This is a genomic window from Williamsia sp., assembly GCF_016462415.1.
Lineage (GTDB): Bacteria > Actinomycetota > Actinomycetes > Mycobacteriales > Mycobacteriaceae > Williamsia_A.
In genome coordinates this window covers 1-24,565 of record NZ_JAEMTF010000061.1, presented here as the reverse complement: position 1 = coordinate 24,565, position 24,565 = coordinate 1, and the positions used below count along the sequence as shown (strand labels likewise).

Genomic DNA, 24,565 nt, shown 5'->3' with positions numbered 1-24,565 from the left:
CCCGACCGCGGCCGCTACGGCTGGCGCCGCAACACCGACCCACCCGACCAACCACGCGCCAACCACCGACACCGCATCGCCGAACTCCTCGACCACCACCGCCAGGCCGAACCCGGCCCGTGCGGCGAACCCGGTGTCCCCGACACCCGACCCGTGGTCGACCCATGGGCCAACACAGCCGAGAGCACCGCGGCGGCGAACGCGACAACAGCAAGCGCCGACGTCGAGCGCGACGAGCCGCCGGCCGACATGGAACTGCAGATCGCATACCTACTCGTCGAACGCCTACCGCGACCCACCATCACCACCGACGTCACCTGGCCACGGTGCCCTGCGATCGTCGCCTGACCACCTGTCAGCGTTTGCGTTTGCGCTTCACCGGTCGCTTCGACGGAGTCCGATCAGAGTCGGCCGGTTCGACCGGCTCCTCGGCGTCGGGTGCGTAGTCGGCCGCCAGCCATCGCACCGACGACGGCGAGAACAGCAGCACCAGGACGACGATCACGACGATCAGCAACGGCACGCCGTACTCGGGTTGGCCGCTGTCGGTGAGGAGCGCGAACGCCACCGGGATCAGCAGGATCTGCGCGACCACCGCGATCGCCCGACCCCACCGGCGGCCGGTGATCAGCGCCAGACCACCCGCGAGCACGCCGGCACCGAGGATCGCGAACCACGCCCCCGTGCCGTAGCTGCTGATGAAGCTCTCGTCGGCACCACCCGCGGCGTGGATCCACAGGACCACCGCGATCACGATCGCGGCCAGGCCCTCGAGGGCGACGATCGCCCCACCCCGTCGGACCGCGGTCGGTGGACGCGCCGAACGGCTCGACGGATCGGGGCTGGTCTGCATCACTCCCCCAGCGTAGAACGCTCGCCGGACCGCACTGGAAACGGTGACGAACCAACCGCGCGGCGACCACCTGAGATTGTGACCGGTGTGGCGACACCCTCTAGGCTCAGAAATCGTGCGTGCCCTGCTGATCGTCAACCCGTTCGCGACCTCGACCACCGATGCGGGTCGCGACGCATTGGCGCACACCCTCTCGGCGCGACTCGACCTGACCGTCGAACTGACCACCCATCGCGGCCACGCCGGTGAGATCGCCGCACGTGCGCGCGCCGAGGGATACCCGGTGGTGATCGTCCACGGGGGCGACGGCACGGTCAACGAGGTCGTCAACGGCCTGCTCGATGCGCCCGACCTGCCGGTCGGAGAGAATCCGTCGCCCGCGCTCGCGGTTGTTCCCGGCGGCAGCGCCAACGTCTTCGCCCGGTCGTTGGGGGTGCTGGCCGACCCGCTGCAGGCCACCGGGCAGCTGCTCACCCTGCTCGCCGACGGCGCACGTCGCCGGATCAGTCTGGGCCACGTCGACGGCCGGTGGTTCCTCTTCAACGCCGGCCTCGGCGTCGACGCGGAGGTCGTCCACTCGATCGAACGCCAACGGAAGTCCGGCAAGCCCGCCAGCGACGCCCGCTACATCTGGACCACCACCAAAGCGTTCCTGACCGCGTCCCGACGCCGACCGGAACTCACCGTCGAGCTACCCGGCGAACACCCCGGTGACCCGGTCCGCGTCATCGACGGCGTGCATTTCGCGTTCGTCTGCAACGCCAATCCGTGGACCTACATCGGCAAGCGGCCGGTGTTGACCAACCCGGAGACCACCTACGACTCCGGGCTGGGGATTTTCGCGTCGCAGTCCATGAGCGTGCCGCGCAACACCCCGGTGTTCACCCAGCTGCTCACGCAGCGGTCCCCGCACGCGGGTCACGTGGTGACCGACGACGACGTCGATCACGTACGGATCCGCGCCGACAACCCGATCGACATGCAGATGGACGGCGACTACGTCGGCACGCGGGTGGATGTGCGGTTCGGTTGTGTGCCCGACCGGCTCGAGGTCGTGGCGCCCACCGCCTGAAACGGCGGTTGCAGAGTTGCCTTCGCCACTGAATGGGCGAAAAGCAGGCGAACCGAACAAGACAGTAGTACAACGGTCGAGGGACCTCGTGGGCACCCCCCTGCAATCGCAGTGACATTGCCCACGTGTTAACGCAACACCATTGACTTCATCTGGATTCGTGAAAGCATTCACAAGCAACAGTGCGGAAACATCAAGTACGCACGTATGAACGAAAAGTTACAGAACACACCGCGCGACCACCACGCGCGCATGCGAAGGAGCAGGGAATGGACTGGCGTCACAACGCAATCTGTCGCGACGAGGATCCGGAGCTGTTTTTCCCCGTGGGGACCAGCGGACCGGCCATCGCACAGATCGCCGATGCGAAGCTCGTCTGCAATCGCTGCCCCGTCACAGCTGACTGCCTCTCGTGGGCGCTGGACTCGGGCCAGGATGCAGGCGTCTGGGGCGGCATGAGCGAGGACGAGCGTCGCGCGCTCAAGCGTCGTAACGCGCGCAACCGCACGCGCAGCACCACCGTCTGACACACAGCCACATCGAGAAGCCCGGCGGAACCCGCCGGGCTTTTCGCTGTCGTCGCCGCGCCGGGCCGTCGGCGGATCAGCGCAGCGGAACGGTGAGGATCGCGTCGGTCCCGCCGTCGCTGCCCGCCGAGAGCTCGAGGCTGCCGCCGAGTTCGATGCTCACCAGGGTGTGCACGATCTGCAGTCCGAGCCGTTCGGAGGCGCGGATGTCGAAACCCGCGGGCAGCCCCACCCCGTTGTCGGCGACGGTGACCACCAGGCGACGCGTGTTGCGGTCGGCCTTGATCACCACCTCGCCCTGCGCACCCGAGGTGAACCCGTGTTCGACGGCGTTCTGGATCAACTCGGTCAGCACCATCACCATCGGCATGGCGAGGTCGGACGGCAGCACTCCCAGCGTGCCGCCCCGACGGACCACGGCGTTGCTGTCCCCGGAGGCGACGTCGGCCATCACCGGCACCAACTGATCGACGACGACGTCGAGGTCGACCTCCTCGTCGACACTTCCGGAGAGCAGTTCGTGCACCAACGCGATCGCGGCGACGCGACGCACCGCCTCGGTCAACGCGCCGCGGGCCTCGGGGTTCTCGGTCCGTCGCGCCTGCAGACGCAGCAGCGCCGACACACTCTGCAGGTTGTTCTTCACCCGGTGGTGGATCTCCCGGATGGTGGCGTCCTTGCTGATCAACGCGCGGTCGCGGCGTTTGACCTCGGTGACGTCACGAAGGAGGACCGCGGCACCCGACCGTTGGCCACGCGGTCGGAGCGGGACCGCCCGGATCAGCACCGAGGCCCGTTTGGCGTCGGCCTCGACACGCATCCCGGACCGGCCGGCCACCGCCTCGGAGATCATGAACACCGTGTCGTCGGCCTCGAACCGGTCGGTGAGCAACTCCGACAGGACGGTGGTCAGTTGGTTGCCGGTGAGCTCGGCGGTCCACCCCATGCGGTGCACCGCCGACAGCGCGTTGGGGCTCGCGAACGCGACGATCCCGGCGTCGTCGAGCCGGATGAACCCGTCTCCGGCACGCGGCGTGGACAGTCCGCGCGGGTTGCCCTCGTACTGCGGGAACGTGCCGTCGGACATCATCTGGCAGAGGTCGTGCGCGCAGTCCTGATAGGCGAGTTCCATCGGCGACGGCATCCGCAGCTGGGCCAGGTTGGCGGTGCGGCTGACCACCGCGACGACGTCGCCGTCGAATCGCACCGGGACCGCCTCGCGTCGGATCGCGATGGGCCCCAGCCACGTCGGGTCCTCCTCGCGGAGGATGCGGCCGCTGGTGAAGGCACTGCGCACCTGGGGATTCGAGTCCGGGGAGGTGTCGTCGTCCTCGATCACGAGTCGGCCGACCTGGTCGGCGGGGAACACCGTGGGCGAGGTGTTCGGCCGACACTGGGCCACGCAGATCAACCGATCGGAATCGGTACGGACGTACATGAGCAGGTCGGCGAAGGACAGATCCGCCATCAGCTGCCACTCGGCGACGACCCGTTGCAGGTGGCCTGCGACCGCCCCGGAGAGATCGGTGTGTTCGGCGAGCAGGTCGGTCAGTGTCGACATGGCCTACGGCCCTCAGAACGGGGGGACGTCGGTCACGACGTCAGTCGATGGTGGCGATGAGGTCGCCGGCCTGGATGACGTCGCCGACCGCGACCTTGACCTCGCCGACGGTCCCGGACTCCTCGGCGAGCACCGGGATCTCCATCTTCATCGACTCGAGCAACACGATGGTGTCCCCCGCCTCGATCGTCTGGCCGGGAGTGACGATGACCTCGAGGACGCTTGCCACGATCTCCGCGATGACTTCTTCTGCCATGTCGACCTCCACCAGACGCACGTCGATGCCACCGGGGCATCTTGTCGAGGACAACCTATCGCAGATGATCACCGCGTTCCGATACGTGCCGACACCGACATCGGGTGACCCGGTGCCCGCCCCCGACGCATCCGCGGTCCACACTCGGATGAGGACGTCGACAGTGAGGATCAGGACATGGATTTCGGTTACAGCGAGCGCTGCGAGGAACTACGGACACGACTGCTCGCGTTCATGGATTCCCACATCTACCCGGCCGAGGCCGTCTACGCGCGACAGATGCGTGAGTCCGGCGATCCGCACTTCGACGCACCCGTGGTCGCCGAACTCAAGGCCGAGGCCAAGGCGCAGGGACTCTGGAACCTCTTCCATCCCGACGACCGGTACGGCGCGGGCCTGACGAACGCGGAGTACGCCCCGCTGGCCGAGATCATGGGTCGCAGTCCGGTCCTCGCGCCCGAGGCGTGCAACTGCTCGGCCCCCGATACCGGCAACATGGAGGTCTTCACGCAGTTCGGTTCCGAGGAACACAAGAAGCGTTGGCTCGCACCGCTTCTCGAGGGGACGATCCGATCGGCGTTCGCGATGACCGAGCCGGCGGTGGCCAGTTCGGACGCCACGAACATCGAGATGACGATGCTCGCCGACGGCGACCACTTCGTGCTCAACGGCCGCAAGTGGTGGACATCGAACGCGTTGCACCCGAACTGCCGTGTCCTGATCGTCATGGGCAAGACCGATCCGGAGGCCTCGACCTACTCACAGCAGTCGATGATGGTCGTCCCGATCGACGCACCCGGCGTCACCGTCGTGCGCGGGCTGCCGGTGTTCGGCTACCAGGACCGCGAGGGACACGCGGAGATCCTCTTCGAGAACGTGCGGGTACCGCGCGAGGACGTGCTCGCCGGCGTCGGCAAGGGGTTCATGATCGCCCAGGCTCGACTCGGCCCGGGCCGGATCCACCACTGCATGCGCGCGATCGGCATGGCCGAGCGTGCCCTCGACCTGATGTGCGTGCGGGCGTCGACCCGCACCGCGTTCGGCAAGCCCATCGCCGCCCAGTCCAACATCGCCGACTGGATCGCCGAGTCACGCATCGACATCGAGATGGCGCGACTGCTGACCATGAAGGCGGCCTGGCTGATGGACACCGTCGGCAACAAGGGCGCCCGCATCGAGATCGCCGCGATCAAGGTCGCCGCCCCCGCGATGGCCCTGCGGATCATCGACCGCGCGATCCAGGTGCACGGCGGCGCAGGCGTCTCCGACGACTTCCCGCTCGCCCAGATGTACGCGCATCTGCGGACGCTACGCCTGGCCGACGGTCCCGACGAGGTGCACAAACGCACCATCGCCCGCTACGAACTCGGTGCCCACGCCGGCGGCTGAGACGACCGGGCGCCCGCCACGGCCATCACGGATTGTGGACCTGGTGGCGACTCGTGGAACAATGGATGACCTGTGCGAAGTAGATGTCGCAGCGCACCGGAAGGAGAACACCATGGGAAAGCGTGGACGCAAGAAGCGCGCTCGTAAGAAGAATGCCGCCAACCACGGCAAGCGCCCCAACGCTTGAGTGGTGCATCCCCCACACGGGACACCACACGATCAGGGCCGGACCCCACCTCACGGTGAGATCCGGCCCTGATGCTGTCTGTGGGGTCCGGGCGGACCGGGACTAGCCGTCGCTGTGCGTGTGACCGATGACCGTCTGACGGATCTCGACGGTCAGACGCTGGCGTAGCCGGTCCGGTGCCTGGTCGCCACCGCATTTGCGGTTGATCAGGCTCTTGAGCTGCGCCTCGATGCCGTAGTGCTCGAGGCAGCTGTGGCAGGAGTTCATGTGCGACTGGAGACGCTCGCGCACGTTCGGGTCGCACTCGTTGTCCAGCAGGAGCCAGACGTCGGCGATGACCGCCGAGCAGTCGAGCTGCTCGAACTCCGCCGACTCGAGATCGGACTGTGCGCTGTCGGGCTGTTCGGTCATCGCGTCACCTGCGCAGTCGTCTCGGACGCGTCATCGGCCCGGCCGGCACGGTTGAACCCGCGCTCGGTGGCCACGTCGGCCAGCAGACCGCGGAGCTGTTTGCGGCCGCGGTGCAGTCGAGACATCACCGTTCCGATCGGGGTGTCCATGATCTCGGCGATCTCCTTGTAGGGCAGGCCTTCGACGTCGGAGTAGTAGACAGCCATCCGGAAGTCCTCGGGCAGTTCCTGCAGTGCGTTCTTGATGTCGTCGTCGGGCAGCGCATCGAGGGCCTCGATCTCCGCCGAGCGCAGACCGGTCGAGGTGTGCTCGGCGGTGGCGGCGAGCTGCCAGTCGCTGATCTCGTCGGTCGGGTACTGCGCAGGTTGACGCTGCCGTTTGCGGTATCCGTTGATGTAGGTGTTCGTCAGGATCCGGTACAGCCAGGCCTTGAGGTTCGTTCCCGCCTTGAACGAGTGGAAGGCGGAGAACGCCTTGACGTAGGTCTCCTGGACGAGGTCCTCGGCATCCGGCGGGTTGCGCGTCATGCGCAGCGCAGCACCGTACATCTGGTCCAACAGAGGCAGGGCATCGCGCTCGAAGCGCTCACCACGCTCGGCGGCGGTCTCCGTGGAGGCCGACTCGGAGGCGTCTGCCGTTGGCTCGGAACTGGTCACCACGGTCCCTTCAGGTCGACTCGACGCTGTGTCGGACCCGCGTCGCTCGTCCAAGCCTACCGATGTCAACGGTTCGACATACATCAGCGTCGGTCTCGACGCCGAGGTGACCTGCGGCCGATCCGGCGTGAGGACTGCCATCGACTTCACACTCCTTCTTCGGTGGCGGTGTGCCATCTGATCTGTCCCGGTCCAACAGCGTTGTTCGTGGGATTGTTCCGATGGTCCGACTTCGGCCCGGCCGGAGCGCAACGGCTCGACCTGCCGACGGGGCATCGCGCACCTGCGAAAACACGTCGCCTCCGACTTGGGAGTCGACGTAACCTCGACCCATGAGATCGGACATCACCGCTGTCCGGGACATCGGTTGATGGCCGCGGCGACCCCGGCCGTCTCGATCCTGGAGCGGTCCGGGGTGGCGCACACCGTGCACCGGTATCGCAGTGATCCACGCACCGGGTCGTTCGGTGACGAGGCCGTCGACACGCTGACCGAGAGCCTCGGTGTCGATGCCGCTCAGGTGTTCAAGACACTGGTCATCAGCGTCTCCGGTGCGGGCCGGAACGGCCTCGCCGTGGCGGTGATCCCCGTCCCCGCGCGGCTGTCGCTCAAGGCCGCGGCCGCGGCGCTGGGGATGTCGAAGGCAGAGATGGCCAAGCCCGACGCGGTGCAACGCAGCACCGGCTACGTGCTCGGCGGCGTCTCACCACTCGGCCAGCGCACACCGCTGCCCACAGTGGTGGATTCGTCGGCCGAGCAATGGCCGTCGGTGTTGTGCAGCGGCGGCCGCCGCGGGTTCGAGATCGAGCTCTCCCCCGCCGATCTCGTCGCGGCCACCGCGGCGGTGGTCGCACCGATCACGGGCTGACGGGCAGTGCGACCTGCTCGGGCGCCCCGCTAGAGCAGAGTGCCCTGCTGCGGCTGTGGGCCGGCCGGCTCGAGCAGCTCGGGACCGTTGTTCGCGACGCGATTGACCAGCGGGGACACCTCGCGGAGCTCGATCGCCGACACCAGTTCGGGGCTCGGCGGGTCGAGCAGTTCCGCGGGGGCGGGCGAGTCCGGGTCGAGCCAGGCGCCCCAGTTCTGCGACGGCATGATCAGCGGCATCCGATCGTGGATGTCCCGCATCGCGCCCACCGCGTCGGTCGTGATGATGGTGCAGCTCACCAACGGCTGGTCGTGCTCGTCGGCGTCCTTCGGACGCCACACCGTCCACAGGCCGGCCATGAACAGCCGCGTCCCGTCCTCCGGGGACATGAAGAACGGCGTCTTGGTGGGCTTGCCGTCAGCACCGGCGTCACCCTTGCGCCACTCGTACCACCCGTCCATCGGCACCAGGCACCGCCGGTTCTTGAGTGACTGCTTGAACGACGCCTTCTCCGCGACGCTCTCGGCCCGCGCGTTGAACAGCAGTGGACTCTTCTTGAGGTCCTTGGTCCACGGCGGGACCAGGCCCCACCGCATCGCACGGATCCGCAGGGCGGGATCGTCGTCGGTGACCCCGTGGGCGTGCCTGCGCACCACGCTCATGACCGTCGACGTCGGCGCCACGTTGTAGTTCGCACCGGGTCCCAGGGGCGTCTTCGGGGCGTCCGTCGACTCGACCGACGACTCACCGACCGGCGGCGTGGACGACATCACCTCGTCGATCGCATCGAGTTCCGCGGCGAGCAGGGCCGGGTCGGTGGTGACCGCATAACGTCCGCACATGTGTCCATGCTGTCACCGCGCACCGACACCGACCGGGTCAACACATCAGGCGGCCCGGATCTGGGAGCATGGCCTGCCATGACCACCCGGGGAACCACCCGCGCTCCACGCACCGGACTGCATCGGCGTCTGGTGGCACGCCGCGACGGACCCCTGACCGCCGAGCGGGCGTCGGCACGGTTGTCGGCCTACGTCTACGGCAACGTCCTCACCCTCGCCGCCGTCGCGGCGGCCTCCCAACACGCCATCGAGACCGGGACCGCCGCGCTGCTGGTCGTCGGGACCACCGTCACGACGTTCCTCGCCCACGTGTTCGCCGAGTTCGTCGCGACATCGAGCATCCCCGAGGCGTCGGCGCACCACACCGAGTCGCAGCGTCGGTCCACCGCGCGCACCGAGTTCCGTGATGCCGTGCCCATCGCCTCGTCCGGGTCGCTGCCCGCGGTCATCCTCGCCCTGGGGTGGCTCGGGGTGTTGCCCGCCTGGTGGGCCCAACTGGCGGCAGGCGTCGTGATCGTCGTCCGGATCGCGATGATCCGCACGGTGATCGAACGCGTCCGCGGTAACGCACCGTCGTTCCGGGTGCTCGTGGGCGGGCTCGCCACCGCCGCGATGGCGGCCGCGATCGTGCTGCTGAAGGTCGTCGTCGGACACTGACCGCGCGCAGGGAGGACTACGGTCATCGCATGTCATCGCAATCGCGCACCCGACCCACCCCGGTCGGCTTCCTCCGCTACCTGGGCGGTCGTCCGCTGCCCGAGTCGATGCGCGAGTGGGTGCTCCACGATGTCGTCGGTCCGGGGCACACCCGGCGGTACATCACCCGCGGCGTCCTCCCGCTGCTGCCGATCCTGATCGCCTTCTTCTTCATCCCCACGCCGCTGATCTACCGCGTCGGCATGATCGCGATCCTGCTCATCCCACTCGTCTACTTCCAGATCGCGCTGACGCCGTTCTACCGCAGGCACCTGTTGCTGACCAACGGTCTCGACCCGGATCTGGTCAGTGCGCGCACGCAGCGCCGCAAGGAGGCGACGAAAGCCGACTACGACGCGATCTACGGCGACCGCCGTCAACCCTGATCACGCCCGAGGACGCAGTCGGGCCGCACGACGCGCGTGAAACAATCGGCTCGTGAACCCATGGAACGCGCCGGTGGCGACCGCACCGATCTCGGCGACGGTCACCGTGCCGGGATCGAAGTCGATCACCAATCGTGCGTTCGTCCTCGCCGCCCTGGCCGACGGTCCGTCCACCCTGCACGGGGTGCTGCGCAGCCGCGACACCGACCTGATGGCGGAGGCCCTGCGTTCGATGGGCGCCGAGGTCACCGCCGACACGACCGACCCGACCACCGTCCGCGTCGTCCCGCATCCGCTGACCGGGGGGCACATCGACTGCGGGCTCGCCGGAACGGTCATGCGGTTCGTCCCGCCGTTGGCGGCGCTGGCGCGCGGGTCGGTGACCGTCGACGGTGACGAGCAGATGCGCGCACGGCCGGTCGACGTCATCCTCGCCGCGCTCCGCGATCTCGATGTCGAGATCGACGGCACCGCGCTGCCGTTCACGATCGCCGGGCGGGGTTCCGCGCGCGGCGGCGCCGTCACCATCGACGCCTCCGCCTCGTCGCAGTTCGTCTCCGGCCTGCTGCTCTCGGCCGCCCGGTACGACGAGGGCGTCACCGTGCACCACGTCGGCAAACCGGTGCCCTCGCAGCCGCACATCGAGATGACGGTGGACATGCTGCGTACCGCGGGCGTCATCGTCGACGACGCCGAGGCCGACACCTGGCGGGTCGCCCCGGGACCGATTCGCGCGGTCGACCGGCAGATCGAACCCGACCTCTCCAACGCGGCGGCGTTCCTCGCCGCTGCCGCGGCCACCGGCGGATCGGTGTCGGTGCCGTCGTGGCCCACCCACACCACCCAGCCCGGCGCGCAGATCGTCGACATCCTCGTCGAGATGGGTGCCACGGTGACCCGCACCGACTCGGTGCTCACCATCACCGGCCCGCAAACGCTGCGCGGGCTCACCGCCGACCTGCACGACGTCGGCGAGCTCACCCCCACCATCGCCGCCCTGTGTGCGCTCGCCGACACGGAGTCGGTGCTCTCGGGCATCGCGCACCTGCGCGGTCACGAGACCGACCGACTCGTCGCACTGCGCACCGAGATCAACCGGCTAGGTGGCCGGTGCACCGAGACCGCCGACGGACTGCACATCGTCCCGGCACCGCTGTCGTCGGGGACGTGGCGTGCCTACGCCGACCACCGCATGGCGACCGCGGGCGCGATCATCGGCCTGCGGGTACCCGGCGTCTCGGTCGACGACATCGACACCACCGCGAAGACCCTGCCCGACTTCCCCGCGATGTGGCGGGCCATCGTGGACCCGGCGGCACCGTCCTGAGCGGGCGCCAGTTCGACGAGAGCGATGTCCGGATCCGTCCGGGCAAGGGCACCCGACCGCGGACCAAGACCCGCCCGGCCCACGACGACGCGCTCGAGGGCATGGTCGTCTCGGTCGACCGGGGACGCTGGGGCTGTGTGCTCGACGGACCCGACGGCACCTCGGCCGGGGGCATCCGGGTGGTGTGCATGCGCGCCCGTGAACTAGGGCGCACCCCCATCGTGGTCGGTGACCGGGTGTCGGTCGTCGGGGACATGACCGGCACCGTCGACACCCTGGCGCGCATCGTCAAGGTGGAGAAGCGCTCGACGGTGTTGCGGCGCACCGCCGATGACACCGACCCCTATGAGCGGGTGGTCGTCGCCAACGCATCGCAGCTGCTGATCGTGACCGCGCTGGCCGATCCGCCCCCGCGCACCGGGTTCGTCGAGCGCGCACTCGTCGCCGCCTACGTCGGTGGCCTGCAACCCATCCTGTGTCTGACCAAGTCCGACCTCGCCGATGCCGACGAGTTCCGCGCGGCGTTCGTCGATCTCGAACTGCCCGTCCTCGTGGCCGGCCGCGACGACCCACTCGACCCGGTTCTCGAGACGCTCACCGGGCACGTCAGCGCTCTGATCGGACACTCCGGGGTCGGCAAGTCGACCCTGGTCAATCGCGTCGTTCCCGACGCCTATCGGGCCGTCGGCGTGGTGTCGGGGGTCGGCAAGGGGCGACACACCTCGACGCAGTCGGTGGCCCTGGAGTTGCCGGGCGGAGCCGGCTGGGTGATCGACACCCCCGGCATCCGGTCGTTCGGTCTGGCCAACGTCGCGCCGGACGACCTGGTGAACACCTTCGTCGACCTACGAGACGCGATCGAGGAGTGCCCCCGGGGGTGCACCCACCTCGGTCCGCCGACCGACCCCGAGTGCGCGCTCGACGCGTTGACCGGTCAGGCGGCACGCCGCGTCGAGGCGGTGCGCGTTCTGCTCCGCGCCGTGGTGCACACCGAGAACGGCTGAGCCCGACGGTGTCTCAGCGCCGCGGGTAGAGCGCGGCGGCGAGTGCCCGTTTGCCTGCGGCGAGTTCGGCGACCACCGGGGCAGGAAAGCCCCCGTCCTCGTGCGGGGCGTCGTCGGCCGAATCGACGATGCGCCAGCGCGATCCCTGTTCGAGCAGCGACCGGTGTTTGATCGGGTAGTAGTCGGTGCGACCGGTGATGACGACCCCGGACGCCCCGCGGGCGGCGGCCAGCAGGTGGGCGTGGAAGCGGGTGGTGACCCACATCTGGTCGGCCGTCGCCGGGAAACCGTTGTGCCACACACCGGTGAACGGGATGAGTTCGAGTCCCGGCATCCGATCGACGAACCGCCGGTACAGCAGACCGTCGTCGCCGGGCATGGCCTCGACGAAGGCGGTGTTCTCCCCCGTCATGCCCCACCGCTGCGCCAGGTCGGCGACCCGGGACTCGAGTCCGTCGATCACCATGTCACGGTCGACATCGACCACGACGCTCGCATCGGCCGACATCAGATGCGTCTGGACGCAGATCATGAACCGTCGGTTCACGACCGGCGACGTGGTGTCGTAGACGCCCTCGCCGAGCACCCCGAGCCAGGCGTCGTCCCCGGTGACATCGAGGCGCGGACGCAACGGCGACCCGGCGAGCAGGTCGGCGGAGTCGTGGTCGCGGACGTCGACGACCGACACCTCGCCGAGCAACGACCGCAGGAGCGCGAGGTGGTCGGCGTCGCCGGCCGGGAGCAGACCCTGCCCCGTCAGGAACACCGATGCCCCGTTGCGCCGTCGAACCGCGACCGCGGCGGCGATCAGCGAGAGATGGTGCGGCCACAGGGAATTGACGTATCCCCCGCCGACGAGATGAATGGAGTCCGCCCGCGCGAGCAGCTCGATGCCGTCGAGCAGCAACGGCATCCGTCCCGGCTCGGCGACCGCCGCGGTCACCACCTCGGCGGCGTCGGTGACGGGCATCGTCTCCAGCCCGGCGATCATCCGCCACACCGTGTCGACGTACTGCACGTTCGGGTGCGCCTGCCCCAGCAGGATCGATGCCTGCCCTGGGGTGTGGCAGTCGAGAACCACCCGGGCGCGGGGACGGTGGACGGCGAGGTACCGCAACCACGTTCGCGCGATGAACTCGTCGCCCAGGTTGGGGTGACCCGCGGGCGCGATCAGATAGATCAGCTCAGCGGGTGGGGGGTCGCGTCGCGATCTCGCCCACGACGGCCTACGCAAATCGGGCATCTGACCACCCTAGCGGCCCCGCCTGTACGCCTACTGTGTGGCGGCGACCATCCGACGCGGGCGACGGGCCTCGGCGATCGCGGTCTTCAGGCCGCGCCGCACCGTGGTGCCCACCTCGCCGGACCCGAGCTCGGCGACACGTCGGGCCACACCGGCGCGCGCACCGAATCGCCGCTCGGAGGCGGTCTCCGGCGCGTCGTCGGAGGTGGCGGTCAGGAATCGGTCGGGCACCGACAGCTTCCAGATCGTCCGCAACGACTGCCAGTACTGGCGCACCAACGACCCGGTCGTGTACGGCAGGTCGTAGGTGTCGCAGAGTTCGCGGATCTCGACGCCCATCTCCGCGTAACGGTTGCTGGGCAGGTCCGGGAACAGGTGGTGCTCGATCTGGTAGCAGAGGTTGCCGCTCATGAACGCCATCACCCGGCCCGCGCGGAAGTTGGCCGTTCCCAACATCTGTCGCAGGTACCACTGACCCTGCGTCTCGCCCTCGAGGGACTCGACGGTGAACTTCTCTGCGCCGTCGGGGAAATGACCGCAGAAGATGACCACATAGGCCCAGAGGTTGCGGACCAGGTTGGCCGTGAGGTTCGCCGACGCGGTGCGTCGCGCCCGACGACCCGACAGGGCCGGGAACAACACGTAGTCCTTGGCGAGCTGGCGGCCAACCTTGGCCGCGAACTGCGTCAGCTGAGGCTTCGCCTCGACCCAGGGCCGCTTGCCCGTCACGACGTCGGACAGGTGCAGGTCGTGCAGTGCGATACCCCACTCGAAGGTCGCCGCGAGGAAGATGTTGATGAACGGCCCACCGAGGTGCTTCGGCTGCCAGGGCTCATCCCGGGTGACCCGCATGACCTCGTAACCGAGGTCCTCGTCCATCCCGTAGACGTTCGTGTACTTGTGATGGATGTAGTTGTGGGAGTGCTTCCAGTGCGGAGACGCGCACACCATGTCCCACTCCCACGACGTCGAGTGCACCTCGGGGTCGTTCATCCAGTCCCACTGACCGTGCATCACGTTGTGGCCGAGTTCCATGTTCTCGATGATCTTGGCGGCCGACAACAGGGCCGTGCCCACGATCCATTCGGTGCGGGACTTGTTGTTCCACAACACCAGACGGCCGGCGGCCTCGACGATGCGCTGGGCGGCGATGGTGCGACGCAGGTAGCGCGCGTCGCGTTCCCCGCGGTCGGACTCGATGCGGCGACGCATGTCGTCGAGCTTCGCGCCGAGCTCGGCGACGTCGGCGTCGCTCAGGTGCGCGTAGGTGTTGATGTCAGTGATGGCCATGGGCCGTCGGCTCCTCTGCGCGCACACCCGCACGCGGCGGGTGGCAGTCAGGCGGTTGCGGCGTCCGAGCTGTTCGCAGACGCCGCGTCGTGGTGTTCCTCAGCCATTGTCCATGCTGCCGGAGGGCGCCGCCACGTGCCCGGGGCGGCGCCGACGGCGCGGACCGATCAGGCGGCGCGCCCGGCGCGGGCGGGACGACGCAACAGCGTCGGGGCCACCGAGGCACCGGTGGAACGGCGACGTGCACGCGCCTGCGCGATCGCCGTGCGTAGACCCCGTCGCTTGCCGGTCACCGGATCGATGGTCGCGACCAGACGGACGGCCGAATCATCACGGAACCGATCCTCCGAGGCCGTCTCCGGTGCGTCGTCACGGGTGTCGCGCAGGTACTTGTTCGGTAGCGACAGCTTCGCGATGGTCCGCCACGACTTGGCGTACTGGGCCGGGAACGGCCCGGTCGTGTACGGCAGGTCGTATTCGTCGCACAGCGCCTTGACCCGCACGGAGATCTCGCGGAGCCGGTTGCTGGGCAGGTCCGGGAACAGGTGGTGCTCGATCTGGTACGACAGGTTGCCGCTCATGAACTCCATCACCGGGCCGGAGTGGAAGTTCGCGCTGCCGAGCATCTGCCGCAGGTACCACTCACCCTGGGTCTCGTTGTCGACGTCCTGGCGGACGAACTTCTCGGCGCCGTCCGGGAAATGCCCGCAGAAGATGATCGCGTTCGACCACACGTTGCGGATCGCGTTACCCATCAGGTTCGCGGTCAGCGCGGCGCGCCACCCCTGCCGTGACCGGGTGACGGCGCCGACGAGTGCCGGGTAGAGGACGTAGTCCTTGGCGATCTGACGACCGACCTTGTCGCCGACCTCGGCGAGCTTGCGGTTGAAGTCTGCGCGGTCGAAGTCCTTCTTGCCCATCTTGCCGAGCTCGAGGTGCTGGATCGCGACGCCGTATTCGAAGCCCAGCGCCAGGACGGTGTTGTAGAAGATGTTGCCCAGGTAGATCGGGTGCCACCGCTGATCTCGTGTCACCCGGATGACGCCGTAGCCCACGTCGTCGTCCATGCCCAACACGTTGGTGTACTTGTGATGGATGTAGTTGTGGGTCTGCTTCCAGTGCTTGGATGCGCCCGCGTTGTCCCACTCCCAGCCGGTCGAGTGGATCTCGGGGTCGTTCATCCAGTCCCACTGGCCGTGCATGACGTTGTGGCCGAGTTCCATGTTCTCGACGATCTTCGCGACCCCGAGCGCCGAGGCGCCGAGCCACCACATCGAGCGCTTGCGGGCGCCGACGGTGAGGGCACGGCCGGTCAGCTCCAGACCGCGCTGGAAGCGGATGGTGTTGCGGATGTAGCGAGCGTCGCGAGCGCCGCGCGAGGCCTCGATGTCGGTGCGGATCGCGTCGAGTTTCTCCCCCAGTTCGACCACGTCGGTCTCGGTGAGGTGTGCGTACTCGGGAATGTTCTTGATGGCCACAGCCGGCAACTCCAATCTGTCCAGACAATCGATCGCGGACCTACGCAAGCGTAGGTTACGCAACCGTAGGTGTCTAGGCCGACGGAGCTGTTCTGGGCTCGATCACACCCGCCGAGGGACGCATCACAACCCTCTCAGCAGCACGGGAGCGTCAGAGCAGTTCGAGAAGGAAGGGCAGTTCCTGGGTGGCGTACCAGGCGAGATCGAAGTCGTCGACGTCACCGACGGCCAGTTCGGCGTCCTCGTCACCGAGGTCGGCCTCGTCGATGACCTCGACCGCAGCGGTCACCGCGGACTCGGCGTCGGCCACGTCGACGTGCACCGACGCGATCGACTCGAGCGACACCGGGCCGGTGATACGGACCACGGCCACGTCGAGGTCGGGGCGCAGCGCCACCTCGTCGATGTCGGCGGCGACGACCACCCGTCGCGGGGGAAGCGGGGCCACGACCGGGTCTCCCTCGTCAGGGTCGGACGTGCCGACCGGGACACCGTCGGCCTCGGCCGCGATCAGTCGCAGCGATGCGCGGGCGGCCTCTCGCAGCGCGACCTCACCGAGCTCTTCGTCGTCACCGGAGCTGTAGGACTCCCGGAGCGCGGGGGTCAACGCGAACGCGGTGCCCCCGACGGAGTCGAATCGGCCCGTCTCGTTGAGCCGCATCAGCATCGCCAGCGTCGCCGGAAGGTAGACCCTCACTCGTTCTCCTCGCACTAATCCGATCGGTCATCAGTCGCCCGCACCGGCCGCCGACCGCGTGGTCAGCGGGCCCGGGCGGACAGCTCGTCGAAGGACTCGGCGAGGAACTCCGTCATCGCACCGAGGTCCCACATGATGTCGCGGTCGGCGTTGAAGGCGAAGAAGACCTCGCCGTTGTAGGAATTCAACCCGATCGCCAGCGCGCGCTGGGGCACCAGGGCCGGGACGGGGTAGATCGCGGTGATCTTGTTACCCGCCAGGTACTGCGCCGAGCCGGGTCCGCGGGCGATGCTCACCGGCACGTTGAACGACCGGCCCGACATCGTCGCCGCAGCCCGCGAGCTCATCGCGTGGAACGTCGCGGGACCCACCTCCGGCAGCCACGAGCGTGTCCCCATCGACACGCGTCGGGTCGAGTGCGAGTGCCGCCCGGTCAGGTGGCTGATCTGCGAGAGCCGCACCGTGGGGTTCGGTTCGCCGACGGGGAGGTCGGTGACGAAGCCACGTAGGCCCTCGGCCATCCACTCCGCGTCGCTGGTCAGCTTCTCGTTGCCGCCGTCGGTCTGATACGCGCTGAGCGGGACCATCGCCCGCACGGTGGTGTGCTGGTCGACGGCGATGTCGCGGGAGAGCAGCCACCGCCGCAGGGCGCCGGCGATCGCCGCCAGGACGACGTCGTTCACCGCGCAACCGTGGCGCTGCGCGATCTCCAGACACCGCTGCGCGGGCACCGCGGCCACGGTGAATCGTCGTGTACCGGTGGTGGTCCCGTTGAGGGGACTGTCGGGCGCGGCGTCGGTCGCCATCTGCATCACCGACCCGATCCGGCGCAGCGACCCGGCGAGGACCGAACCGACGGTCGCCACCGGGGCCGACGCGGCGCGCACGGTCTCCACCAGCTCCCACGGCCGGGTGACCACGTCGGCGATGGCGCCGACGACGAGCTGGCCGCCGCTGGGTTCCGGGTCGGGCAGCCAGATGTCCTCGCCCATGTCCGGCTGGCTCTGCTGATCGTCGACGATCACCTGGTTGATCTCGAGGGCCTCGCGACCGTCGACGAGGGCACGGTGGGTCTTGGTCAGCACGGCCATCCGGTTGTCGGCCAGCCCCTCGACGAGGTACATCTCCCACAGCGGTCGGTGGCGATCGAGCGGGCGCGACATCAGACGGGCGACGAGATCGAACAACTGGTCGTCGGCGCCCGGACTCGGCAGCGCCGAGCGTCGTACGTGGTAGGTGATGTCGAAGTCGTGGTCGTCGACCCAGACCGGTCGGGCCAGTCCGAGGGTGACCTCGCGGATCCGGCGCCGGTAGCGCGGGACGAGGGACAACCGCTTCTCCACGGTGGCCAGCAGGTGTTCGTACTCGAGCCGATGCGCGCTGCGTTCGAGGATCAGCAGCGAACCGAGATGGGTGGTCGCGCCCTGCTCGTCGCGGTAGTAGAAGGTGGCGTCCTGCATGGACAGACGGTTCACCATGTGAACCCCGAGATCGAGATCTGCCCAGCTGACACGCCTGCGATCCTAGCCGCAGACCATGAACGCACGGTTGCCGACGGAGAAGCCCCGGCGGTCGGCGCTCAGGCGGTGGTCACGTTGACCAACATCCATCGGAGTTCGGTGGTCCGCGGACCGCCGGGAACGCTGGGGCGTACCCGCACCGGTACCCGTTGCACGCGCGCAGCCATGGCTTTGACCCGCACACCCCGCGAGTACGTCGCCGACACCTCCGCGGCATCGGGCCCCGACCACTGCAGATGCACCCGCATCAGCGTCGCCGCGGGAGGACGCGCGCGGGGTGGTGCCGTGCTCGTGGCCGGCGGACGGGCCGACCACACCGACACCTGATCGACGATGTGGGGCGCCGCGACCGAGGCCAGCTGCGCCACCGGTCGGCGGCGGTCGATGATCTCGAGCAGCATCGTCAGCGCGGACACCGCGAACGCGCGGGCCGACGGATCGACGCGGTCGGCGATGGGGCGTCCCGACACGGGACCGTGGGATGCGAGCGGACGAGACGATGTGACCGTCGGCCGCGATACGGCGTCCTCCGACACCGGGTCGGGTTCGTACCGCGGGATCGGTGCGATCACGAGCGCGCCGCTGCGCGTCGCCTCCGTATCGGCGGACCCCAGCTGCGTTCGGACACCCACCATGAACCCCACCCGTCGTCGTGGCGATCCGGCGGGCGAGGATGTCTCACCCAGGAGCCGTGATCAGCTCCTCTCAGACGCAGCAGGTGATGATCCGGTTCCGCATGCTGCAGATCACATGGAATCCCGTCTCAGCTACTTTTTACATAGCTAATCTATCTTCATGAAGCCACGCACTGCACTGCTGCTCGTACTCGCCGCCACCATGGGCGCGGTGGCGGGTTGTTCCGCAGACGCGAACGACAGCGCCGTCTCGCCGTCGACCGTCGTGTCCACCGTGACAGCAACCCCCGGAGGCTCGCCGACAACCGCCTCGCCATCGGACACGTCGTCCACCGGCCTGCCCGGCACACGTACTCCGGTGAACTCCGCAGGCGCACAGCCATGCCGTGCTGCGGACCTGTCGGGCACCATCGCGAACCTGGGTCAAGGTCACGCCGGACCGGAATTCGGGACCCTCGCACTGACGAACACCGGATCCACCGTGTGCACGGTGACCGGTTATCCGGGTGTGTCGTTCGTCGGGGATGGGAACGGTACCCAACTCGGCGCAGCAGCGGCCAGGGACGGCTCGAAGGTCGTCACGGTCCCCATCGAGCCGCGCGGGGTGGCAACCGCTCGGTTCACGATCGTCGATGCCGGGGACATCGCCGATTGCACCCCTGTCCGGGCCGACGGCCTGCGGATCTACCCGCCGAACGATCGCAATGCCATCTTCCTCAAGACCACGTCGTTCACCGCGTGCCGATCCGCCGACGCCCAGCTGCTCACCATCGGAACCCTGCGCTAGCTCCACCCTCCCGCTACACAAATCCGCTCCCGCGACTGGAATCTCAGTCGCGGGAGCGGAATATGGTCGCGGCAGGAGCCTTAGCGCTTCTTGCGCGCCTTCGGCGGCTTGGGTCCGGAGTTGCGGCCGCTCGAGCGTGCGGCGGCTCGACGTTCCCGCCGGCTCGCCGAGAGACCCGCGGTGTCCTCGGCCTCGCTGATCTGCTGCGTGCCGCCGTCCTCGGACGGACCGGTGTAGACGAGGTCGGGCGTCTCGTCCTCGAATCCACGCGCCCGCAACGCCGTCGGGGCGGCGGACTTCGTCATACCGACCGCGCTCCGTGCCTCCTCGGTGGGCAACGGCCGCGGTGCGACCGGTGCTACCGCGGGGGCCGCGGCCGGCGCGGCCTGTTCGTCGACGGGGTTGGTCTCCACGGCGACGTTGAACAGGAATCCGACCGACTCCTCCTTCAGACCCTCGAGCATCCCCGAGAACATGTCGAAGCCCTCGCGCTGGTACTCGACCACCGGGTCGCGCTGCGCCATCGACCGCAGGTGGATTCCCTCACGCAGGTAGTCCATCTCGTAGAGGTGGTCGCGCCACTTGCGGTCGAGCACGCTGAGCAGGATGGTCCGCTCGAGTTGGCGCATCGCGCCCTCGCCCGCGAGACGCTCGATCTCCGCCTCGCGCGCCTTGTAGGCCCGGTGGGCGTCGGCGGCCAGCTTCTCGGCCAGTTCCTCGGCGGTGATGTCCTCACGCTCGCCGAACTCGTTCTCCCCGACGATGTCCTTGTAGTCCAGCTCGATCGGGTACAGCGTCTTCATCGCGTTCCACAGCTCGTCGAGATCCCAGTCCTCGACGTAGCCCTCGGCCGTCGCGCCGGTGACGTAGGCGGTGACGACGTCGTCGATCATCCGCTGGACCTCGGCGCTGTGGTCCTCGCCCTCGAGGATGGTGCGGCGCTCGCCGTAGATGACCTTGCGCTGCTGGTTCATCACCTCGTCGTACTTGAGGACGTTCTTGCGGACCTCGAAGTTCTGCTGCTCGACCTGCGTCTGCGCGCTGCGGATGGCCTTGGTGACCATCTTCGCCTCGATCGGGACGTCGTCGGGCAGGTTGACGCGGTTCATGATCGACTCGAGCGCCGCACCGTTGAAGCGGCGCATGAGCTCGTCGCCCAGCGACAGGTAGAACCGCGACTCGCCGGGGTCACCCTGGCGACCCGACCGACCGCGCAGCTGGTCGTCGATCCGGCGGGACTCGTGACGCTCGGTGCCGAGCACGTAGAGACCGCCGGCCTCCTTCACCTTCTGCGCGTCGGCGGCGGCCTCGGCCTTCACCGCGGCGATGGCGTCGTCCCACGCGGCCTCGTACTCCTCCGGCGTCTCCACCGGGTCGAGACGCTGCTTGCGCAGACGGACGTCGGCGATGACGTCCGGGTTGCCTCCGAGCACGACGTCGGTGCCACGACCGGCCATGTTGGTGGCGACGGTGACCGCACCGGACCGACCGGCCTCGGCGATGATCTGCGCCTCCTGCTCGTGGAACTTGGCGTTGAGCACGGTGTGCTTGATCCCGCGCTTGGTCAGCAGACGCGACAGGTACTCGGAGCGCTCGACGCTGGTGGTGCCGATCAGGACCGGCTGGCCCTTCTCGTTGCGCTCGGTGATGTCGTCGACAACGGCGGCGAACTTGGCCTCTTCGGTCTTGTAGATGAGGTCGGTCTTGTCGGCGCGGACCATCGGCTTGTTCGTCGGGATCGGCAGCACGCCCAACTTGTAGATCTGGTCGAGCTCGGCGGCCTCGGTCTGGGCCGTACCGGTCATACCCGCCAACTTCTCGTACATGCGGAAGTAGTTCTGCAGGGTGATCGTGGCCAGCGTCTGGTTCTCTGGCTTGATCTCGACGCCCTCTTTGGCCTCGATGGCCTGGTGCAGGCCCTCGTTGAAGCGCCGACCGTCGAGCACGCGGCCGGTGAACTCGTCGACGATGAGGACGTCACCGTTGCGCACGATGTAGTCCTTGTCGCGCTCGAAGAGTTCCTTGACCTTGATCGCGTTGTTCAGGTAGCTGACCAGCGGCGAGTTCGCGGCCTCGTAGAGGTTGTCGATACCGAGCTGGTCCTCGACGAACTCGACGCCCTCCTCGTGCACACCGATGGTCTTCTTGCGGATGTCGACCTCGTAGTGGACGTCCTTCTTCAGCTGGGGGGCGATCCGCGCGAACTCGGTGTACCACTTGCTCGAACCGTCGGCCGGGCCCGAGATGATCAACGGGGTGCGGGCCTCGTCGATGAGGATCGAGTCGACCTCGTCGACGATCGCGTATGCGTGGCCACGCTGCACGAGGTCGGCCAGCGAGTGCGCCATGTTGTCGCGCAGGTAGTCGAACCCGAACTCGTTGTTGGTGCCGTAGGTGATGTCGGCGTTGTAGGCCACGCGACGCTCGTCGGGGTTCATCCCGGTCAGGATGACCGCGGTCTCCAGGCCGAGGAAGCGGTGCACGCGTCCCATCCACTCGGCGTGGAACTTCGCGAGGTAGTCGTTGACGGTGACGACGTGGACGCCCTCACCGGTGAGCGCGTTGAGGTACGCGGGCAGCACACAGGTCAGGGTCTTGCCCTCACCGGTCTTCATCTCGGCGATGTTGCCGAAGTGCAGGGCCGCACCGCCCATGATCTGGACGTGGAACGGCTTCTGCTGGAGCACGCGCCACGCTGCCTCACGGGCGACCGCGAAGGCCTCGGGCAGCATCTCGTCGAGGGTGTCGCCGTCGAGGAAGCGCTGCTTGAACTCGGCGGTCTTCTCGCGGAGCTCCTCGTCGGTCAGCAACTCGATCTCGTCGGAGAGTGACTCGACGTGAGTCGCGATCGCGTCCAGACGTTTGACCATCCGGCCCTCGCCGATTCGCAGCATCTTGTTGAGCACTGTTTGCTTCCTCGATCCGTCGTCTGCGCCCTTGTGCGGCCTGGGCACGCCCGCATGGTTCCTCCACCGACGCGGGGCATGGGTGTACGCCGGGCGTCGCTGTCTCGGAGTACATGGTAGGTCACCGGACGACGCCGGCCGCCGAGCACAGCGTGGGAGCTGTTTCTCGGCGGCCGGCGTGCGTGGCTGGTTCGGCGGGTCAGGCCAGGCGGAGCAACCCGTAATCGAAGGCGTGGCGGCGGTAGACCACCGAGGGCCGGTCGCTCTCCTTGTCGTGGAACAGGAAGAAGTCGTGTCCGACGAGTTCCATCTCGTAGAGGGCGTCGTCGACGGTCATGGGCACGGCCTCGTGCTCCTTGACGCGGACCACCTGCCCGGGACCGTCTGACTCGGGCAGGTCCGCGGCCCAGTCCGGTTCGGCCGGGGCCTGCGTCTGACCGTCGAGCGTCGGGTCGATGTCCGCGGTCGCCTCGGCGACCGAGATCGGGGTCCGCAGCCCGTGGTGGACCTTGCGCCGATCCTTGGTGCGGCGCAGTCGGGACTGCAGCCGGTCCACCGCGATCTCGAGCGCCGCGTAGAAGTTCTCCGCACACGCCTCGGCGCGCACGACCGGTCCCCGACCACGTGCGGTGATCTCGACCCGTTGGCACACCTTGGACTGTCGTCGGTTGCGTTCGTGATAGAGCTCGACGTCGAAGGCGAAGATGGAGGGGTCGTAGCGCTCGACGCGGGCGAGCTTGTCCCCGACGTGCACACGGAAGTGCTCGGGCACCTCGACGTTGCGGCCGGTGACGACCACCGTCGCGTCGGGTGTCGCGGGGCTGTCCGCCTCCGACGAGTCGACCGGACGAACGAACGCCGACCGTCTGTCGAACGGGTCGGCCTCCTGTCGCGAATCGGTGGTGGCGGATGTGGCGTGGGTGGTTGTCGACACTCGAAGAACCTCCTGGTTTGGGGTGATCGGCCGTCCGCGCACCGGGGGTTCGGCGCGGAGCGGCGCAGGACCCCCGTGAGGAGAACGGGTCGTGGTCAATGCCAAAGGAGCACGTATTCGGAGTTGAAATCGGTTGCACCGCAATGGCACCTCTGATGGGAGTGGCCTCACCTCCAAGGGTTGCCGGTTGACTCCTGTGGCCCTGGCGACAGCACTGCCGCCGGCCGCGGTACCGCGGTTGATCGCGGTGCCCGATGACCTCCGACCGTAGTCGCAACATCGAGGTGTCGCCATGATTTGGGCATCAACATTTCATCGAGTTTTCATGTCGATCAGGTGACCTGTGTTGCGTGTCTGCTTCGGCGGGTGCGGCCTCACGCGCCCGCGATGACGAGCACGGCATCGACCCGCACACCGACGCCGGCGAGTACCCGGATCGATTCGCTTGCGGTGGCGCCGGTGGTGAGCACGTCGTCGACCAGGACGACGGCGGCGCGCGAGTGCATCGAGGCGTCGAACCGACGGGCGCGGGGTCGTACCGCGATGGCGTGGTCGAGGTTGTCGACCCGTCCGCGCGCCGACAGCCCGGCCGAGTCGCGGGCCCACATCGACGTGCGCAGCATCGGCGCGACCCCGACCCGGGCGCCCAGTCTCGACGCGGCCTCGGCCGCGACGGCCGTGACGGGGTCACCTCCACGCCGCCGTGCCGACCACATACGGGTGGGAGCCGGGACGAGGACTAGTTCGGTGGCGTCGGCGGGCAGCTCCGACCACGCCGCCAACGTCACCAGCCCGTGCGCGAGCGCCGACCCCAGCGGCACGACGAGGTCACGGCGACCGTGTTCCTTCAGTTCCAGGATCGCGCTGCGCATCGGGCCGCGGTAGCGGCCCAACGCCCACGCACCGACCGGCGGCGACACCCGGGGTGCGAGCAGGATCGGATCGTCGTGCGCGATGTCATCACACGACCGACACCACCGCGTGCCGGGACGGCCGCATCCGCCACAGAGCAGCGGCACCACCAGGTCGGCGCCGGCGCG

At 68.4% G+C, this 24,565-nt stretch carries 25 protein-coding genes; 10 read left to right on the top strand and 15 right to left on the bottom strand.

Features of this window, described 5'->3' with window-relative positions:
• On the top strand, positions 1-348 hold a 348-nt coding region (locus JHC79_RS15190; RefSeq protein WP_296392230.1), incomplete at its 5' end, for a hypothetical protein.
• A 7-nt stretch (positions 349-355) separates the two neighbouring features.
• Here JHC79_RS15190 and JHC79_RS15185 read toward each other — a convergent pair.
• On the bottom strand, positions 356-853 hold the full coding sequence (locus JHC79_RS15185) for a hypothetical protein (protein WP_296392236.1): 498 nt from the start codon (positions 851-853) through the stop codon (positions 356-358).
• Positions 854-968: 115 nt separating this feature from the next.
• Here JHC79_RS15185 and JHC79_RS15180 point away from each other — a divergent pair, with 115 nt between their 5' ends.
• Together JHC79_RS15180 and JHC79_RS15175 are read left to right on the top strand one after the other, a co-directional pair.
• Positions 969-1,925, top strand: a complete 957-nt coding sequence (locus JHC79_RS15180) for a diacylglycerol kinase family protein (RefSeq protein ID WP_366782865.1) — start codon at positions 969-971, stop codon at positions 1,923-1,925.
• A 269-nt stretch (positions 1,926-2,194) separates the two neighbouring features.
• Positions 2,195-2,452, top strand: a complete 258-nt coding sequence (locus JHC79_RS15175; protein ID WP_188489497.1) for a WhiB family transcriptional regulator — start codon at positions 2,195-2,197, stop codon at positions 2,450-2,452.
• 76 nt (positions 2,453-2,528) lie between these two features.
• Here the strand turns inward: JHC79_RS15175 and JHC79_RS15170 are convergent, their stop codons facing one another.
• Positions 2,529-4,013: a sensor histidine kinase gene (locus JHC79_RS15170; RefSeq protein WP_296392226.1), complete on the bottom strand. Its 1,485-nt coding sequence runs from the start codon at positions 4,011-4,013 to the stop codon at positions 2,529-2,531.
• Positions 4,014-4,053: 40 nt separating this feature from the next.
• On the bottom strand, positions 4,054-4,269 hold the full coding sequence (locus JHC79_RS15165) for a biotin/lipoyl-binding carrier protein (protein WP_188489493.1): 216 nt from the start codon (positions 4,267-4,269) through the stop codon (positions 4,054-4,056).
• Positions 4,270-4,446: 177 nt separating this feature from the next.
• Between JHC79_RS15165 and JHC79_RS15160 the strand changes: the two genes are divergently transcribed.
• Positions 4,447-5,658: an acyl-CoA dehydrogenase family protein gene (locus JHC79_RS15160; protein WP_296392222.1), complete on the top strand. Its 1,212-nt coding sequence runs from the start codon at positions 4,447-4,449 to the stop codon at positions 5,656-5,658.
• A 289-nt stretch (positions 5,659-5,947) separates the two neighbouring features.
• On the opposite strand, the gene rsrA is transcribed toward JHC79_RS15160, so the two are convergent.
• Together rsrA and JHC79_RS15150 are read right to left on the bottom strand one after the other, a co-directional pair.
• Entirely contained in the window at positions 5,948-6,256 is a 309-nt protein-coding gene (gene rsrA, locus JHC79_RS15155; RefSeq protein WP_296392220.1) for a mycothiol system anti-sigma-R factor, read from the bottom strand.
• Complete coding sequence (locus JHC79_RS15150) at positions 6,253-7,053, bottom strand: sigma-70 family RNA polymerase sigma factor (protein ID WP_296392217.1); 801 nt, start codon at positions 7,051-7,053, stop codon at positions 6,253-6,255. Before JHC79_RS15150 ends, rsrA begins: the two co-directional genes overlap by 4 nt.
• Positions 7,054-7,282: 229 nt before the next feature.
• On the opposite strand from JHC79_RS15150, the gene ybaK reads away from it, so the two are divergent.
• Positions 7,283-7,780, top strand: coding sequence for a Cys-tRNA(Pro) deacylase (gene ybaK, locus JHC79_RS15145; RefSeq protein WP_296392214.1), 498 nt, complete (start codon positions 7,283-7,285; stop codon positions 7,778-7,780).
• A gap of 29 nt (positions 7,781-7,809) precedes the next feature.
• Here ybaK and JHC79_RS15140 read toward each other — a convergent pair whose 3' ends face one another.
• The gene (locus tag JHC79_RS15140; RefSeq protein WP_296392212.1) at positions 7,810-8,622 is read right to left on the bottom strand and encodes an SOS response-associated peptidase; all 813 of its coding nucleotides are present in this window, start codon (positions 8,620-8,622) and stop codon (positions 7,810-7,812) included.
• Positions 8,623-8,700: 78 nt separating this feature from the next.
• On the opposite strand from JHC79_RS15140, the gene JHC79_RS15135 reads away from it, so the two are divergent.
• From JHC79_RS15135 to rsgA, 4 genes are read left to right on the top strand one after another with little or no spacing between them, the layout of a single operon-like run.
• Entirely contained in the window at positions 8,701-9,279 is a 579-nt protein-coding gene (locus JHC79_RS15135) for a hypothetical protein (RefSeq protein WP_296392210.1), read from the top strand.
• A gap of 29 nt (positions 9,280-9,308) precedes the next feature.
• Positions 9,309-9,704 (top strand): DUF5313 family protein, encoded by a 396-nt coding sequence (locus JHC79_RS15130; protein ID WP_296392208.1) that lies wholly within the window; start codon positions 9,309-9,311, stop codon positions 9,702-9,704.
• Positions 9,705-9,756: 52 nt separating this feature from the next.
• Positions 9,757-11,031 carry a 3-phosphoshikimate 1-carboxyvinyltransferase gene (aroA, locus tag JHC79_RS15125; RefSeq protein WP_296392206.1) on the top strand — a complete coding sequence of 425 codons (1,275 nt, stop codon included), beginning with the start codon at positions 9,757-9,759 and terminating at the stop codon, positions 11,029-11,031.
• Positions 10,995-12,035, top strand: coding sequence for a ribosome small subunit-dependent GTPase A (rsgA, locus tag JHC79_RS15120; protein WP_296392204.1), 1,041 nt, complete (start codon positions 10,995-10,997; stop codon positions 12,033-12,035). Before aroA ends, rsgA begins: the two co-directional genes overlap by 37 nt.
• A gap of 13 nt (positions 12,036-12,048) precedes the next feature.
• On the opposite strand, the gene JHC79_RS15115 is transcribed toward rsgA, so the two are convergent.
• The 6 genes from JHC79_RS15115 to JHC79_RS15090 all read right to left on the bottom strand — a co-directional run bounded on the left by JHC79_RS15115 (position 12,049) and on the right by JHC79_RS15090 (position 18,733).
• Positions 12,049-13,278, bottom strand: coding sequence for a polysaccharide pyruvyl transferase family protein (locus JHC79_RS15115; protein WP_296392201.1), 1,230 nt, complete (start codon positions 13,276-13,278; stop codon positions 12,049-12,051).
• 30 nt (positions 13,279-13,308) lie between these two features.
• Positions 13,309-14,568, bottom strand: a complete 1,260-nt coding sequence (locus JHC79_RS15110; RefSeq protein WP_296392200.1) for a fatty acid desaturase — start codon at positions 14,566-14,568, stop codon at positions 13,309-13,311.
• 167 nt (positions 14,569-14,735) lie between these two features.
• Positions 14,736-16,046, bottom strand: a complete 1,311-nt coding sequence (locus JHC79_RS15105) for a fatty acid desaturase (RefSeq protein WP_296392198.1) — start codon at positions 16,044-16,046, stop codon at positions 14,736-14,738.
• Positions 16,047-16,197: 151 nt separating this feature from the next.
• On the bottom strand, positions 16,198-16,743 hold the full coding sequence (locus tag JHC79_RS15100) for a hypothetical protein (protein WP_296392197.1): 546 nt from the start codon (positions 16,741-16,743) through the stop codon (positions 16,198-16,200).
• Between the two features lie 62 nt (positions 16,744-16,805).
• Positions 16,806-18,203: a wax ester/triacylglycerol synthase family O-acyltransferase gene (locus JHC79_RS15095; protein WP_296392195.1), complete on the bottom strand. Its 1,398-nt coding sequence runs from the start codon at positions 18,201-18,203 to the stop codon at positions 16,806-16,808.
• A gap of 119 nt (positions 18,204-18,322) precedes the next feature.
• Positions 18,323-18,733 (bottom strand): Rv3235 family protein, encoded by a 411-nt coding sequence (locus JHC79_RS15090; RefSeq protein WP_296392193.1) that lies wholly within the window; start codon positions 18,731-18,733, stop codon positions 18,323-18,325.
• A gap of 325 nt (positions 18,734-19,058) precedes the next feature.
• Between JHC79_RS15090 and JHC79_RS15085 the strand changes: the two genes are divergently transcribed.
• Positions 19,059-19,685: a DUF4232 domain-containing protein gene (locus tag JHC79_RS15085; RefSeq protein WP_296392191.1), complete on the top strand. Its 627-nt coding sequence runs from the start codon at positions 19,059-19,061 to the stop codon at positions 19,683-19,685.
• 80 nt (positions 19,686-19,765) lie between these two features.
• Here the strand turns inward: JHC79_RS15085 and secA are convergent, their stop codons facing one another.
• The 3 genes from secA to JHC79_RS15070 form a co-directional block, all read right to left on the bottom strand.
• Positions 19,766-22,591: a preprotein translocase subunit SecA gene (gene secA, locus JHC79_RS15080; RefSeq protein ID WP_296392231.1), complete on the bottom strand. Its 2,826-nt coding sequence runs from the start codon at positions 22,589-22,591 to the stop codon at positions 19,766-19,768.
• 199 nt (positions 22,592-22,790) lie between these two features.
• Positions 22,791-23,525 carry a ribosome-associated translation inhibitor RaiA gene (gene raiA / locus JHC79_RS15075; protein ID WP_296392189.1) on the bottom strand — a complete coding sequence of 245 codons (735 nt, stop codon included), beginning with the start codon at positions 23,523-23,525 and terminating at the stop codon, positions 22,791-22,793.
• Positions 23,526-23,899: 374 nt separating this feature from the next.
• The coding region (locus JHC79_RS15070; RefSeq protein WP_296392187.1) for a ComF family protein at positions 23,900-24,565 on the bottom strand (666 nt) is incomplete at its 5' end.